This is a genomic window from Streptosporangium oxazolinicum, assembly GCF_039537505.1.
Taxonomy (GTDB): Bacteria; Actinomycetota; Actinomycetes; order Streptosporangiales; family Streptosporangiaceae; genus Streptosporangium; species Streptosporangium oxazolinicum.
Window position 1 is genome coordinate 460,532 of sequence record NZ_BAABAQ010000005.1, and the last position, 15,132, is coordinate 475,663.

The following is a 15,132-nucleotide window of genomic DNA, read 5'->3' on the forward strand; positions in this document are numbered from 1 at the left end:
GGCCCGCCTCCGGCGGGGTGGGGCGGGCCGCCCGGCCGCCCGGGGAGCTCAGCGACCTCGGCCGCACGCCCGGCGCGCCCTGGCTGGGCCGCCCGGGGATTTCAGAGCCGGGTGAGGCGTACGGCGTCGGCGACGACGAGTCCGGTGCCGGAGGTCCACCGGCTCACGCCGACGGCGTTGTACGTCCCGGCCCTCAGGGCGAATGTCCCGATACTTCGCCAGGCGCCGCCACCGGCGCGCTGGTCGACGTACACCGTCCTGCTCCCGGCGGAGGTGGCGACGATGTACGGGGCGGAGCCGTTGTGGCCGGGGGCTGCCGGGTACCAGACCTCGACCTGGTAGGTGGCGGCGGAGGGGACGGCGAACCGGTACCAGGCGACGTCGCTCGCGGTCACCGGCCTGGCCTGGCGGTGGTCGGGGCCGTGGCGCCCGGCGGCGGCGGTGGAGGCGGTCCAGTTCGCGCTCGCGGTGAACGCGCCGGAGGTGGAGTTGTCGACGGTCGCCGACCAGGGGGCGGTGTTCCCGGTGACGTAGCGCATGTACTTGGCCCAGTCCCAGTGGGAGCCCGGGTCGGTGTGCGTGGCGCCGGGGACCTGGTTGTGCCCGATGATGTGCGCGCGGTCCTTGGGGATGCCGTATTTGTCGCAGAGGGCGCGGGTGAGGGCCGCCGAGGCGCGGTACATCGCGTCGGTGAACCAGGAGGCGTTGCTGACGAACCCCTCGTGTTCGATCCCGATCGACCTGGTGTTGTAGGACCGGTTCCCGGCGTGCCAGGCGACGTCCTTGTCACGGACCATCTGGGTGACGTCGCCGTCGGAGGAGCGGACGACGTAGTGCGCGGAGACCTTCGCGGCGGGGTTCTGGAACCAGGAGATCGTGCCCGCGTACGCCCCCTGGGTGACGTGGACGACGATCCGGTCGATCTTGGAGCTTCCCGGCCTGCTCGCGGTGGCCCGGTTGCCGGAGTGGGCGGCCACCCAGCTCGCGGCCGGGTAGTCCGGGCTCGGGGCCTTGGCGGCCAGTTCCCTTACGCCCTCGTAGACGCCGCGGTCCGCCTGCAGTTCCACGGCCGCGACGGTGACGACCTCGCCGCCCGCGACGGTGGCCCGGACGCCCCTGCCGAGGAGGTCGTAGACGGTGTCGGCGTACAGCCTGGCCGTCTCGGAGCTGGAGGCGTTGCCGTATTTGGCCACGGCCGGGTACCACCGCCCGGCGTCCTTCCTGGCGGCGGCGTCGAGGCCGAGCGCGTCGGCGTGGGAGCGCAGCACCGCGGCGCCGCCGAGGATGTTGGCCGCGTCGTCGGTCCTCAGCGTCGCCGAGGGCGTGCCGGTGAGCTCGGCCGCGCGTTCCAGGGCGCGCACGGCGGGGTTGCTGACCAGGTGCATGACCCCGTACCCGCCGCTCGCGCTCGGCTCGCCGTCGTGCCCGTCGAGGTGCGTCTCCGCGTACGCGAGCGCCACGAGCAGGTCGCGCGGCACGTCGTACGCGGCGGAGGCGCGAGCGAAGGCGTCCGCCAGGGGGCCCGCCGACCGGGCGCCCGCCACCTGGACGGGCGCGAGGAGCAGGACGGCGAGAACGGCGGACAGGATCGCGGCTGACCGGCGGTACGAGCGCGGCCGGGCGTTCTGCACGGAGCCTCCTCGGGGAATCGGGGGTCCGGGTCCCGTCCGGACACCGGCTGATTCGGCACCGTAAAGCAGAAACACGACAAGTGTAAATAATTAACACTTCTTTGTTTGTTTCCGGCAAATCCCTTCTTTAATCTGATAGGCCGATATATGCGCAGGTAGGTGGGGGTGTCAGCGGACCGACAGCCGGTTCGCCTCGTCCTTGGAGACGGTGTACGAGGCCCCGCAGAAGGTGCACTGCATCTCGTGTCTCGTCCGTACCGGGAACAGCGGGACGAAGAACAGGCTGAACTTGGTGACCCGCCGTGACAGCACCTGCGCCGCCGCGTTGCCGCAGTTGCGGCAGACCAGGGTCACCACGCCGAGCCGATGGGCCACCGTACGCAAACCGAAGATGAGCATTACCCACACCTACCCGATACGGGCCCGCTACCCCTTGTCCGCGCCCTCGTTGGCGCCGCGGATGAAGTAGCGCTGGAAGATCACGAAGATGATCGCGACCGGGATGGTCGCGAGCACCGCCGCGCCGAGCTTGAGCGGATACTGGCTGCCGAGCCCGAGGGAGCCGCTGACCAGGTCGGCCAGGCCGCGCGGCAGGGTGAAGAGGCTGGGATCCTGGACGGCCACCAGGGTGTGCGGGAACTCGTTCCAGCTGCTCTGGAAGGAGATGATCGTCAGGGTGATGACTGCGGGGCGCCCCATCGGCAGCACCACCGACCAGAAGACGCGGAAACGGCCCGCCCCGTCGATCCGCGCCGCCTCCTCCACGCTCACCGGGATCGACTCGAAGAACTGCTTCATGATGAACACCCCGGCCGCGTCCGCGATGATCGGCAGGATCAGCGCGGTGTAGCTGTCGTAGATGCCGAGCTGGTTCAGCACCAGGAACTTCGGGATGAACAGCACCACCCCCGGGACCGCGATGATCGCGACGATCGCGGTGAAGAGCGCCTTGCGCCCCCGGAAGCGCAGCCGGGCGAGCGCGTATCCGGCCAGCGAGTCGAGGAACACCCGGCCGACGGTGATGACGACGGTGACCAGCAGCGAGTTGCCCAGCCACAGCGGCATGCCGGTGTCGGCGAACACGCGCTCGAAACCGGCCATCGTCACCGGGTCGGGGATCGGCGAGAGCGGGTTGGCCGCGGCGTCGGGCTCGGTCTTGAACGAGTTGGCGACCTGGATGACGAACGGGTAGAGGAAGACCAGCGAGAAGAAGACCAGGACGGCGTACCCGCCGAAGCTGGAGAGCAGTGAGCCGATCCCCCCGCCCGCCCCCTCCGGACGGGCGGGGGCGGAACGGGTCTTGACCGCGGACATCATGCCCTCCTCTGGCGCGGCGCGCGGCGTTTCGCGCTCCCGCCGTCCTTGGCGTCCCGGTCGCGCATGACCCACCGCTGGAACGCCGCCAGCACCACGATGAGCACGAACAGGACGAACGAGATGGCGGCGCCGGAGCCGTAGTCCAGCTCCTTGAAGGCCGTCTGGTACGACAGGAAGGCCGGGGTCAGGGTGGTCTTCGCGGGTTTGCCCTGGCTCATCACGTACACCTGGTCGAAGACCTGCCAGGTGGCGATGAGGCCGAGGGTGAGGACGAGGAACAGGGTCGGCTTGAGCATCGGCAGCGTCACGTAGCGCAGGCGCTGGCGGGAGGTGGCGCCGTCGAGCATGCTCGCCTCCTCCAGGGTGACCGGGATGTCCTGGAGCGCGGCGAGGAACATCAGCATGAACGTGCCCGAGGTGGTCCAGACGACCAGGATGATGATCGTGCACATCGCCACGCTGGGACCCGACAGCCAGTCCCACCACGACAGCCCGAACGGGCCGCCGCCGGTCAGCGCCTCGGGGGGCGCCTCGGGATCGACCAGGCCGACGGAGCCCAGCAGCAGGTGCAGCACGCCCCGCGCGTCGGAGAACCACGGGGGCCCGTCGACGCCGACCATGGCGAGCAGCCTGTTGACCGCGCCGGAGTTGCTGAAGATGAACAGGAACAGGACGCTGATCGCCACCGAGCTGGTCACCGAGGGGAAGAAGAAGGCGGTGCGGAAGAAGGTCTTGCCCTTCAGCATCCGGCGGTTGACGATCAGCGCCAGGCCGAGTGCCAGGATCGTCTGGGCGGGCACCACGACCAGCACGTAGTAGAAGTTGTTGCGCAGGCTCGTCATGAAGTTCAGGCGGCTCAGGTTGTCCTGGGTGAACAGCTCGGTGTAGTTGTCCACGCCGACGAACGGCACCTGCGCGCGGAACGGGCTGCCCTGCCCGTTCCAGTCGGTGAGGCTCACCCACAGCGCCATCAGGATCGGCAGCAGCATGAACAGGGTGAGGATCACCACCACCGGCGCCACGAAGAGCCAGCCCGCGATGTTCTCCCTGGCCCTGTCGCCAAGGCGGCGCGCGGGGCGCCGCGCCGCGGTCGTCGTTTCGGCCACGTCAGTCTCCCTTACGTCCGGTACGCGGCCCCTGGAACGTTTCAGGGGCCGCGTACCGGCCTGACTCAGTTGCCGAGCGCGGCCTGGGTGTTCTTCTGCAGGTTCGCCAGGATTTTCTTGGGGTCACCCGCGGGCAACTGCTGGATCGCGGTGTCGAAGTCGGCCAGCACGCTGTCCATCTTGGGGGCGTTGACCGGCCCCTGGGCGTACTCGGCGCTGTCGACGAACGGCGCGTCCTCGGGGAAGGCCTGGGTGAAGGCGTCCTTGGCCGACTGGCGCGAGGGCATCACGCCGAACGCCTTGGCGAAGGCCATCTGCTGGTCGGCCTTGGTCATCGCCTCGACGAAGGCGATCGCCTGCTCCTTGTGCTTGCTCTTGGCGGCGATGCCCCAGCAGGTGGTGAAGGACAGGGTGCCCTTGCCCTTGGGACCGGCCGGCAGCTCGTGGGCGCTGTACTTGACGTCCGGGTAGTCGGCCTTCATCGCGCCCTTGATCCAGTTGCCCTCGATGGTCATCACGGCCTTGGCCTTGCCGAAGGCCTCACCACCCCAGCCCGCGTCCACCTGCTTGGGGAACTGGGCGAGCTTCTCCTTCAGCAGGCCCTGCACGTAGCTCAGGCCCGCGACGTTCTCCGGGGTGTCGGCGGTCGCCTGCTTGCCGTCGGGGCTCACGATCCAGCCACCGGCCTCCACCATGAACGCGCCGACCCGGTCGCGGGTGTCGCCGATGACCAGCGGGGTGACGTCCGGCACCTTCTCCTTGAGCGTCTTGGAGACCGCGGTGAGCTGCTCCCAGGTGGTCGGCACGTCGGCGTCGGTGAGCCCGGCCTTCTTCCACAGGTCGTCGTTGACGATCAGCGCCAGCGTGGAGAAGTCCTTGGGCACGCAGTAGAAGGTGCCGTCGTGGGTGAACGTCTCGCGCAGGCCGGGGTAGAAGTCGGCGGCGTCGGAGATCTTGTCCGCGTACGGCTCCAGCGCCCCGACGCTCGCGTAGTCGGCGAAGCGCGCGGCGTCGACGTAGAACACGTCCGGCGGGTTGCTTCCGGCGAAGGCCTGGCCGAGCTGCTGGGTCAGGTCCTGGGCGGGGGTGATCGTCGCGGTGCTGCCCGAGGACGCCGACCACGTCTGGGCGGCGGCGCGCAGCGCGTTCGTCTCCGCGTCGCCGGAGGAGCCGATGAGCACCTGAAGGCTGGCGGGCCCGCTGCTCTGCGGGGCGCTGCTCTGACCGGCGGAGTCGTCGAAACCGCTGCCGCAGGCGGCCGAGGTCGCCAGGGTGCCCGCGGCGAGCGCGGCGAGTGCCGCCGTACGGAGGCCGTGCTGCTTGATCGGCTGTTTCATCGTGCTTTTCCAATCTTCCTGGGGGGTGATCTGAAGGAGAGGTCAGGTGGTCATGCGGTCATGACGGGTGCCGGGTCATGACGACTGCCGGAGGACCAGGGACGGCCGGAGCAGCAGGTGCGTGCGAGACCCGTCGGCCCCGGGGTCGTCTGGAGCGCCGGGGTCACCGGGGGAGGGCGGGTCGAACAGCCGGGTGAGCAGGCCGACGCAGCCGGCCGCGGCCTCGGCCAGTGGCTGGCTGACGCTGCTGAGCCCCACCGCCTTCGCCACCGGGGTGTCGTCGAAACCGATCACGCTGACCGGGAGGCCCTCCTCACCCCCGGCCTGTCCCGCGATCGTGAGACGTCCCTCGGCCGTCAGGCGTCCCGAGGCGGTCAGCTGTCCCGAGGCCGTCAGGGAGCGGACGGCGTGCAGCGCGCCGAGGGCGAGCGAGTCGCTGGCGCAGACCAGCGCGGTGATCGGCCGCTCGGCGCGCAGCAGTTCGCGGGCCGCCTTCTCGCCGTCGGCCACCCCGTCGTCGGTGGCCTGGTTCAGGCCGTCCGGGTCGATCCCCTCGGCGACGAGGGTCCTGGCCCAGCCGGACCTGCGGTCGTCGCCCACGCCGGAGCCGGTCGGCCAGCCGAGGAACCCGATCCGCCGGTGACCCGCGTCGAGCAGGTGGCGGGTGGCCGCCGCGGTGCCCGCCGCACCGTCCACGTCGACCCAGGCGTGCCCCGGATCGCCGGTCGCCTGCCCGCCCGCGTTTCCCCAGGGCCGCCCGAACGTGACGAACGGCAGCCGCCGCTCGCGCAGCCACGCGGGGCGGCCGTCGCCGTAGTAGGTGCTGGCGAGCACGAAGGCGTCCGGCTCGTGGCTCCCGACCAGCTCTTCGAAGGTGTCGATCTCCGCACGCTCGTCGCCCGCCGCGTAGAGCAGGATCCGGTATCCGGCCTGGGCGGCCGAGGCGGTCAGCCCGTGCAGGAACCGGTCCAGGACCGAGCCGTTGATCCCGTCCCGGTCCGGCTGGATACGCGTGGCGATCAGCCGCGAGCGGCCGGTCCGCATCTGCCGCGCGGCCTGGCTGGCCCGGTAGCCGAGTGCCCCGATGGCCTCCCGCACCCGGTCGCGGGTCTCCTCGCGGACCAGCTCGGGGCTGTTGAGCACGTTCGACACCGTCTGGCGCGACACCCCGGCACGGCGTGCGACGTCAGTGATCGTCACCTTCGTGGCCATTTGCACCTTTCTGAGGGTTTGAACGTTCAAAGGGGCATGGTGCATGATTGGATCGTTCAAGTAAACGGAGCGTAATGGTTGGATCGTTCAAGTAAAGAGAGTGTTTCGCAATGTGCACCCCCCGGCCGTCGTCTGTCAAGGCGTCACCGGCTCGACACGATCTCAGGGAGTCAGTCGTGCTCGACGACGCCTCATCCCCCACCCCCCAGGCGGTCACGGTGGCCGCTTCCACCGCGGCTCACCGCCTGCAGCCCCTGCTGCACGACCTCGTCAGCACCGTGCGGGCGCCGACCGTCGCGCTGAGCGGCGGCGACGGGCAGATCCGCCCGGCCGGTGTGCAGGGCGTGTTCCACGCGGACTCCCGCGCCCTGTCGCAGGCCACCCTGACGATCGACGGCCGGGAGCCCGAGGCCGTCGGCCACGCCCCGCAGGGGCCGGGCGCCACCCGGTTCGTCACACTGGCCCGCTGGCTGGGTGATCCCGTCCCCGATCCCACTGTACGGATCGAACGGTTCCGGCAGGTGACACCGGGGGGCATGGAGGAGCGTGTCGAGATCGTCTCCAGCGCGAGCGTCCCCGTCGCCGCCGTCGTGAGCCTGGAGCTGGGCTGCGACTTCGCCCCCATCGAGGTGGTGAAGTCCGGAGGCGACACCGTCGAGGCCGCCGCCGAGCGCACCGCGCCCGGTGAGATCTCCTGGACCTCCGGCGGCGTCCGGGTCGTGGTGACCGGCACGGGGGCGCGGGCCGAGTTCGCTGAGTACGCGCGCACGGGTTTCCTGCGCTGGCCGGTCGAACTCGCGCCCCGAGGCCGGGTCACCCTGTCCTGGAGGGTCGAGGTGCGCGACCCCCAGGCCGTGGTGACCGCGCCCGACCGCCCCGCCGAGTGGGCCGAAGGGGAGGGGGCACCCCGGGTCGTCGCCGCCGACCACCGGCTGAGCAGGCTCTTCGAGCAGTCCATGGACGACCTGCGCTCGCTGCGGCTGGCCGAGACCGCCACCCCCGGCGACACCTTCCTCGGCGCGGGAGTGCCCTGGTTCCTCACCCTCTTCGGCCGCGACAGCATCTGGGCCGCCCGCATGCTGCTGCCGCTCGGCACGGAGCTGGCGATGGGCACCCTCAGGACGCTCGCCCGCAGGCAGGGAACCAGGATCGACCCCGGCTCCGGCGAGGCCCCCGGGAAGATCATGCACGAGCTGCGCCGGCACGAGTTCGCGGTCGAGGGCAACGGCCTGCACCTGCCCGCCGCCTACTACGGCACGATCGACGCCACCCCGCTGTGGATCAGCCTGCTGCACGACGCCTGGCGCTGGGGCGCCCCCGCCACGGAGATCGCCGCGCTGCTGCCCCACCTGGAGGCCGCCCTCGGCTGGCTCGGCGGGCACGCCGACCCCGACGGGGACGGTTTCATCGAGTACGTCGACACCAGCGGTAAGGGCCTGGCCAACCAGGGCTGGAAGGACTCCGGCGACGCGCTGCGCTTCCACGACGGCCGCCAGGCCCAGCCGCCGATCGCCCTGGTCGAGGTGCAGGGCTACGCCCACCAGGCGGCCCGGCAGGGGGCCGACCTGCTGGAGGCGTTCGGCCGCCCCGGCGCGGCCCGCTGGCGCGAGCACGCCTCGGCGCTGGCCGAGCGCTTCCGGGCCCGCTTCTGGGTGGACGGGCCCAGAGGGAGGTTCCCCGCCCTGGCCCTGGACCGGGACAAGCGCCCGGTCGACGCGCTGACCAGCAACATCGGGCACCTGCTCGGCACCGGCCTGCTCACCGAGGCCGAGGAGGCCGGGATCGCCGACCTCCTCGTCTCCCCGGAGATGGCCGGCGGCTTCGGCCTGCGGACGATGTCGGCGGACGCGGGCGGCTTCAGCCCGCTGTCCTACCACTGCGGGTCGATCTGGGCGCACGACACGGCGATTGTGGTCGCCGGGCTGGCCCGCGCCGGATTCGCCACCCACGCGGCGACGCTCGCCGAGGGACTGCTCGTGGCCGGTGAGACGTTCGGCTACCGGCTGCCGGAGCTGTTCGGCGGCGACGACCGCTCGGCGCTCGGGCGCCCGGTGCCCTACCCCGCCGCCTGCCGCCCGCAGGCGTGGTCCGCCGCCGCCGCGGTGACCGTCGTGCACGCGGCCCTCGGCCTCTACCCCGACGTGCCCGAGGGCCGGATGCTGCTGCGCCCGCTCGCCGGAGCCCCCCTGGGCGCGGTCTCCGCACACGGCCTGCGGGTCGCCGGGACGGAGGTGAGCGCGTCCGTCGACCGGGAGGGCGAGGCCGTCGTGACCGGCCTGCCCGGGGGGATCTCCACCGAGCGGGCCCGTACATCCCGTCCGTGAATCGGCGGGCGACGGGTGGGTGAGGGGACGCTCGGGCCGGGGGAGGTCTCCGGGAGCGGGTGACCGCCGACACCACGGCGCGCGCCGCCGATGGGCGAGCGGGACGCTTTACCCCAGGTGGCGGCCGAACCAGTCCAGGAGGCGCCGGTACGCCCCGGCGGCGGCACCGGCGTCGTACCGAGGGCCGGTGTCGTTGAAGAAGGCGTGGTTGACGCCGGGAAACGTGACGATCTCGTGCTCCAGGCCCGCCCGCTCCAGGGCGGTCCTGGCCTCGTCGCGGGTGGCGTTGACCCGCTCGTCCAGCTCTGCGTAGATCGCGAGGACGGCGGCTCTCGACCCGGAGAGGTCGGCGTCGTCGGGGAGCGGGCCGTAGAACGGGACGGCCGCCGACAGGCGCGGCTCGTCGGAGGAGAGCAGCAGCCAGGTCATGGCGCCGCCGAAGCAGAAACCGGTGACGCCGAGCCCCTTGCCGGGGGCGCCCCGCTCCAGCTCGCCCAGGGCGGCCTTCATGTCCGAGACGAAGCGCTCGGGGGAGAGGCGTCCCAGTGTCGCGTTGGCCTGCGCCGGGTCCTCGAAGGAGGCGGTCCCGCCCTCCCGGGAGAGCAGGTCGACGGCGAGCGCGCAGTAGCCCTCGGCCGCCAGGCGCCCGGCCACCGAGCGGATGTGGTCGGTGAGCCCTCGGTTCTCGTGGATGACCAGCACCGCGCCCCGGGGGTCCGAGGGCGCCGCCCAGGCGCCCCGCAGGGTGACACCGCTCTCGGCGCCGGAAAAGATGATCTCCTCGGTCGGCAGGGGTACCGGACCCGAGGGCGGGGCCCCGTCCGATGACGCACCGGATGCCGCCGTACCGGAGGCCGCGCCGGACGTCGCCGAGGCGGACGGCGTACCGGGGCCCGGACCGGCTGTGTTTCCTCGGTTGTTCCCCCGGCCGGTTCCCCGGGCCGCGAGCAGCGCGCCGGCGGCGGGTGCCGTCAGCCCGAGGAGGGTCAGGCGATGCAGCGCCTCGCGCCGGGGGATGAGCCCCTCGGCGTGGTCGACCGCGACCTCCTCCGCGAGATACCGGTGAAAAGACGTCACCAGCACACGGTAGGACCGGCCGGTGAAAGCCACGGCAAAGCCGGGCCACACGCCGTCACCCGATGGCGCTCGCGGGTGATTGGAGCAGGTGGGAAGGGGTAGGGCCGGGGTGTGACACGGGGGAGGGGGATCTCCCGCTGGCCGGTGATCCGGCAGCTCATGGGAGAGGACGCCAGGGGCGACGCCGCGCGGTCGGCGCGCACCGACGCCCTGCGGCCCCGCACCGAGGAGGCCGACAGCGTCGCGCGGTCGATCTGCCCGTACTGCGCGGTCGGCTGCGGCCAGTTGGTCTACGTCAAGGACGGCCGGGTCACCCAGATCGAGGGCGACCCCGACTCGCCCATCTCGCGCGGGCGCCTCTGCCCCAAGGGGTCGGCGAGCAAGCAACTCGTCACCCACCCCGGCCGGCAGACGCGCGTCCTGTACCGGCGCCCGCACGGCACCGATTGGGAGCCGCTCGACCTGGAGACGGCGATGGACATGATCGCCGACCGGGTGGTGCGGACCCGGCGGGAGACCTGGCAGCAGGAATACGAGGGCAAGACGGTCCGGCGCACCATGGGCATCGCGAGCCTGGGCGGGGCGACGCTGGACAACGAAGAGAACTACCTGATGAAGAAGCTCTACACCGCCCTCGGCGCGATCCAGGTGGAGAACCAGGCCCGTATTTGACACTCCTCCACCGTCCCCGGTCTGGGGACCAGCTTTGGGCGTGGCGGCGCCACGGACTTCCAGCAGGACCTGGCCGAGTCCGACTGCATCGTCATCCAGGGCTCCAACATGGCCGAATGCCACCCGGTGGGATTCCAGTGGGTGGTGGAGGCCAGGGCGCGCGGCGCCAAGGTGTTCCACATCGACCCGCGCTTCACCCGCACCAGCGCGATCGCCGACCGCCACCTGCCGATCCGCGCCGGAAGCGACATCGTCCTGCTCGGCGCGCTCATCAACCACGTGCTCGCCAACGAGCTGGACTTCCGCGAGTACGTGCTCGCCTACACCAACGCCTCAGCGATCGTCTCCGAGGACTTCAGGGACACCGAGGACCTGGACGGGCTGTTCTCCGGCTTCGACCCGGAGCGGCGCGCGTACGACCCGTCGAGCTGGGCGTACGAGGGAACGGAGCACGCGGCGTACGAGGAGACGGAGCGTGCGGAGGGCGAGGGAACGGAGCGTGCGGCGGGGGAGGAGAGGGGGCGCGCGGCGGGCGAGCAGCTGGAGGGCGGGCCCCGGCACGCCGAGGCGGCGGGCCCCGAGCAGTACGGCTCCGGTGGCGCCGCCGCGCCGTCGAGGCCGCCCACCGACCCGACGCTGCGCCACCCGCGCTGCGTCTACCAGATCCTGCGGCGGCACTTCGCCCGCTACACCCCGGATATGGTGGCGGAACTGTGCGGCATCCCCCCGGAGGACTTCGCCGAACTGGCCGAGGCGATCACCGCGAACTCGGGCAGGGAACGCACCACCGCCTGGGCGTACGCGGTCGGCTGGACCCAGCACACCGTGGGCGCGCAGTACATCCGCACGGCCTCGATCCTGCAGCTGCTGCTGGGCAACATCGGCCGCCCCGGCGGCGGCATCCTCGCGCTGCGCGGCCACGCCAGCATCCAGGGCTCCACCGACATCCCCACCCTGTTCAACCTCCTGCCGGGATACCTGCCGATGCCGCACGCCCACCGGCACGAGGGACTGGACGACTACCTGGCCAAGGCGGGGGCCGACACCGGCTTCTGGGGCAGGAAGCGCTGCTACATGGTGAGCCTGCTCAAGGCGTGGTGGGGCGACGCCGCCACCGAGGAGAACGACTTCCGCTTCGACCACCTGCCCCGCCTGACCGGCGACCACGGCCACTTCACCACCGTGATGGGGCAGATCGACGGCACCGTCAAGGGCTACTTCGTGGTGGGGGAGAACCCGGCGGTCGGCTCCTCGGGCGGCCGGGCGCAGCGCCTGGGCCTGGCCAACCTCGACTGGCTGGTGGTGCGTGACCTGACGCTGGTGGAGACGGCCACGTTCTGGAAGGACGGCCCCGAGCTGGAGACCGGGGAGACGCGCACCGAGGACATCGCCACCGAGGTGTTCTTCCTGCCCGCCGCGAGCCACGTGGAGAAGGACGGCACCTTCACCAACACCCAGCGGCTGCTGCAGTGGCGGGAGAAGGCGCTGGAGCCGCCGGGCGACTGCCGCAGCGACCTGGCGTTCTACTACCACCTGGGCAAGCGGATCAGGGAGCGGATGACCGGCGACGAGATCGACCGGCCGGTCCGCGAGCTGACCTGGGACTACCCCGAGGAGGGCGAGTACGCCGACCCGTCGGCGCAGGCTGTGCTGCGCGAGATCAACGGCACCGGCCCCGACGGGCGGGCCCTGTCGGCGTACACCGAGCTCGAATCCGACGGCTCCACCCGGTGCGGCTGCTGGATCTACTGCGGGGTGTACGCCGACGAGGTCAACCAGGCGGCCCGGCGCAGGCCCGGGGGTGAGCAGAGCAGGGTCGCGCCCGAGTGGGGCTGGGCCTGGCCCGCGAACCGGCGCATCCTCTACAACCGGGCCTCCGCCGACCCCGAGGGCCGCCCGTGGAGCGAGCGCAAGGCCTACGTGTGGTGGGACGAGGAGAAAAGGGAGTGGACCGGTCTCGACGTGCCGGACTTCGAGAGGGACAAACCGCCCGGCTACCTGCCGCCGGAGGGCGCCCTGGCCGAGGCCGCGCTGGCCGGGACCGACCCGTTCATCATGCAGCCCGACGGCAAGGGCTGGCTGTTCGCCCCGGCGGGCCTGGCGGACGGGCCGCTGCCCACCCACTACGAGCCGCACGAGTCGCCGGTGCGCAACCCGCTGTACGGGCGGCAGGCCAACCCGGCGCGCCGGATCTACCGGCGCCCCGAGAGCCCCTACAACCCGCCGGGCTCACCGCGCTTCCCGTACGTGCTCACGACCTACCGGCTCACCGAGCACCACACCGCCGGAGGCATGAGCCGCCCGCTGGCCTACCTCGCCGAGCTGCAGCCGGAGCTGTTCTGCGAGGTGTCCACGGAGCTCGCCGCCGAGCTGGGACTCGTCAACGGGGGCTGGGCGACGATCGTGACGTCCCGCACCGCGATCGAGGCCCGCGTCCTGGTGACCGGGCGCGTCCGCCCGCTGCGCCTGCAGGGCGGGACGATCCACCAGGTCGGCCTTCCCTACCACTGGGGCTGGGGCAGCGGCGGCCTGGTGACCGGCGACGTCGTCAACGACCTGATGCCCCTCGTGCTCGACCCGAACGTCTACATTCAGGAGAGCAAGGCCATGACCTGCGACCTGCGCCCCGGCAGACGCCCCACGGGCAGGGCACTGCTCGACCTGATCGAGGAGTACCGCGATGGCTGAGCGGTTCGCGCGTATGTACGCGTCGGGGAGCACCGTGGAATTCATCTCGGTCAAGCAGCGGTCCGGGCTGCTCAAGGACGCGCGAGATCCTGTGCGCCGTGGACGAATCGCGGGCCCTCATCGAGCAGGCGCGCGACTTTCCGCAATCTCGTGAAATCCCCTAGCCCTCTGTGCCAGGCCCTCGCCACGCTGAGGTCATGACCTCCGTGGCCGCCGGTGCCCGTGAGATCACCGCCGACACCGCCCGGTTCCACGAGCGGAGCCCGCGAGGGGTGGTCTCGCACCTCGTCGCGTCATCCGTCCGATCGAAGATGACCCGGGGCGGCCCCACCCTGGAGACTGTCTCATCGCGGACGAGGGGTATCGGGTGGTCCCGCCCCGGGGAACCGTCTCTGTGCACGACCCGAACGAGAAGGGACGACATGACTCCTCGCTGGACCACCCTCGCCGCCACCGTCGCCACCGTGGCGGGCGCCGTCAGCGCTCTCTACCAGAAGGCGGCCGAGCGTGCCGACATCCGGCGCTTCCCGCCCCCCGGCCGCCTCGTCACCGTCCGGGGCCGCCGCCTGCACGTGCGGGCCGAAGGCGAAGGCGGCCCGACCGTCGTCATCCTGCCCGGCATGACCGACAACGGGCTGAACTGGGTCGACGTCCGGCGGGGGCTGGTGCCCGGCCTGCGGGTGTGGCAGTACGACCGGGCGGGCCTCGGCTGGAGCGAGGCCGCCCCCTGGTGGGAATGGCGCGGCGCCTCGGCGCTCGCCGACGAACTGCACGAGGTCCTGGAGGCGTCCGGAGAGCCCGGCCCCTACCTGATCGTCGGCCACTCGATGGGCGGGGAGATCGCCCGTTTCTACGCTGCCCGCCACCGCGACCGGGTCGCGGGGATGGTGCTGGTCGACGCGCCTTCCGAGCGTATGACCTGGATGGCCGAGGAGTTCGGCCGGTGGCGGTACGGACCCATGCGGCACTGGCGGCAGGCCCTCACCTACGCCCTGACGCCGTGCGGCCTGGTCCGCGCCCGGCTGCGGCTGGCGATCCGGAACGGCCGGGAACCGGACCTGCTGCGCCGGATCCGGCAGCGCGTCCCGGCCGAACTGGTCGAGCTGGCCCTGGCGCTGGAGCTGACCAGCGGGCAGCGCCGCGCGGAGGTCCAGGAGGACCTCGGCCGGACAGGAGTCGTCACGGCACTGGAGGCCGAGCGCACGCACTTCGGCGACATGCCGCTCACGGTCATCTCCAAGGCCCCGCACCCGGCCCCCGGCACCTACTACTACGAGTACTTCGCCGGCCGGTCGCCGGACGTGGCCGAGCGCTACAACCGCGTCTGGGCACGCATCCAAGCCGACCTGGCCGGACTGTCCGACGACGGCACGCTGATCGTCGCCGAGCGGGCCGCGCACAACATCCAGATCGACGAGCCCGAGTTGATCGTGAAGGCCGTCACCGACATGTGCCACAAGATCCGCGAGCACCGGCACCCGTGAACGGGAAGGGGTTCGCGATGTCCCGGACCATGATCGAGCAGACCTGATCACCCGTTTCCCGGACGGCGAGTCGCGCGGCTGATCCTCCAGGGGGGATCAGGGCCCTGAGCAGGTGTTCCAGCACCGGCTCGGGGCCGTTCGCGATGTTCAGGGGGATGTGCGACCCGGTCCGTCACGACGGCTCGCCGAAAGGTTTGTCCCGCTCCGACCCGGGCAAGCCGCTCAGAGACGCCTCGGCGTTTTCCCAGGTCAGAGCAGCAACCTGGACACTCACCATTCGAGGG

At 71.7% G+C, this 15,132-nt stretch carries 10 protein-coding genes; 3 read left to right on the plus strand and 7 right to left on the minus strand.

Going from position 1 to position 15,132, the window contains the following annotated elements; all coding sequences use genetic code 11:
* Nucleotides 1-101: 101 nt before the first annotated feature.
* The 6 genes from ABD817_RS17340 to ABD817_RS17365 all read right to left on the minus strand — a co-directional run bounded on the left by ABD817_RS17340 (nucleotide 102) and on the right by ABD817_RS17365 (nucleotide 6,603).
* Nucleotides 102-1,631, minus strand: a complete 1,530-nt coding sequence (locus tag ABD817_RS17340; protein WP_344918979.1) for a golvesin C-terminal-like domain-containing protein — start codon at nucleotides 1,629-1,631, stop codon at nucleotides 102-104.
* A gap of 168 nt (nucleotides 1,632-1,799) precedes the next feature.
* The gene (locus ABD817_RS17345; protein ID WP_344918980.1) at nucleotides 1,800-2,030 is read right to left on the minus strand and encodes a zinc-ribbon domain-containing protein; all 231 of its coding nucleotides are present in this window, start codon (nucleotides 2,028-2,030) and stop codon (nucleotides 1,800-1,802) included.
* Between the two features lie 27 nt (nucleotides 2,031-2,057).
* Nucleotides 2,058-2,945 (minus strand): carbohydrate ABC transporter permease, encoded by an 888-nt coding sequence (locus ABD817_RS17350; protein ID WP_344918981.1) that lies wholly within the window; start codon nucleotides 2,943-2,945, stop codon nucleotides 2,058-2,060.
* On the minus strand, nucleotides 2,945-4,054 hold the full coding sequence (locus tag ABD817_RS17355; protein WP_344918982.1) for a carbohydrate ABC transporter permease: 1,110 nt from the start codon (nucleotides 4,052-4,054) through the stop codon (nucleotides 2,945-2,947). Before ABD817_RS17355 ends, ABD817_RS17350 begins: the two co-directional genes overlap by 1 nt.
* A gap of 65 nt (nucleotides 4,055-4,119) precedes the next feature.
* The gene (locus ABD817_RS17360) at nucleotides 4,120-5,391 is read right to left on the minus strand and encodes a sugar ABC transporter substrate-binding protein (protein ID WP_344918983.1); all 1,272 of its coding nucleotides are present in this window, start codon (nucleotides 5,389-5,391) and stop codon (nucleotides 4,120-4,122) included.
* Between the two features lie 75 nt (nucleotides 5,392-5,466).
* Nucleotides 5,467-6,603: a LacI family DNA-binding transcriptional regulator gene (locus ABD817_RS17365; RefSeq protein ID WP_344918984.1), complete on the minus strand. Its 1,137-nt coding sequence runs from the start codon at nucleotides 6,601-6,603 to the stop codon at nucleotides 5,467-5,469.
* Between the two features lie 176 nt (nucleotides 6,604-6,779).
* On the opposite strand from ABD817_RS17365, the gene ABD817_RS17370 reads away from it, so the two are divergent.
* Complete coding sequence (locus ABD817_RS17370; RefSeq protein WP_344918985.1) at nucleotides 6,780-8,927, plus strand: amylo-alpha-1,6-glucosidase; 2,148 nt, start codon at nucleotides 6,780-6,782, stop codon at nucleotides 8,925-8,927.
* Between the two features lie 108 nt (nucleotides 8,928-9,035).
* Here ABD817_RS17370 and ABD817_RS17375 read toward each other — a convergent pair whose 3' ends face one another.
* Nucleotides 9,036-10,004: a dienelactone hydrolase family protein gene (locus ABD817_RS17375; protein WP_344918986.1), complete on the minus strand. Its 969-nt coding sequence runs from the start codon at nucleotides 10,002-10,004 to the stop codon at nucleotides 9,036-9,038.
* Nucleotides 10,005-10,163: 159 nt separating this feature from the next.
* Here ABD817_RS17375 and fdh point away from each other — a divergent pair, with 159 nt between their 5' ends.
* Both fdh and ABD817_RS17385 read left to right on the plus strand, forming a co-directional pair.
* Nucleotides 10,164-13,364, plus strand: a complete 3,201-nt coding sequence (gene fdh, locus ABD817_RS17380; protein ID WP_344919042.1) for a formate dehydrogenase — start codon at nucleotides 10,164-10,166, stop codon at nucleotides 13,362-13,364.
* A 422-nt stretch (nucleotides 13,365-13,786) separates the two neighbouring features.
* On the plus strand, nucleotides 13,787-14,848 hold the full coding sequence (locus tag ABD817_RS17385) for an alpha/beta fold hydrolase (RefSeq protein WP_344918987.1): 1,062 nt from the start codon (nucleotides 13,787-13,789) through the stop codon (nucleotides 14,846-14,848).
* The last annotated feature ends 284 nt before the right edge of the window (nucleotides 14,849-15,132 follow it).

Coding starts and splice junctions, on each gene's coding strand:
- ABD817_RS17360 (WP_344918983.1), bottom strand. CDS start 5,391: ATGAAACAGCCGATCAAGCAGCACGGCCTCCGTACGGCGGCACTCGCC.
- ABD817_RS17345 (WP_344918980.1), bottom strand. CDS start 2,030: ATGCTCATCTTCGGTTTGCGTACGGTGGCCCATCGGCTCGGCGTGGTG.
- ABD817_RS17385 (WP_344918987.1), top strand. CDS start 13,787: ATGACTCCTCGCTGGACCACCCTCGCCGCCACCGTCGCCACCGTGGCG.
- ABD817_RS17365 (WP_344918984.1), bottom strand. CDS start 6,603: ATGGCCACGAAGGTGACGATCACTGACGTCGCACGCCGTGCCGGGGTG.
- ABD817_RS17350 (WP_344918981.1), bottom strand. CDS start 2,945: ATGTCCGCGGTCAAGACCCGTTCCGCCCCCGCCCGTCCGGAGGGGGCG.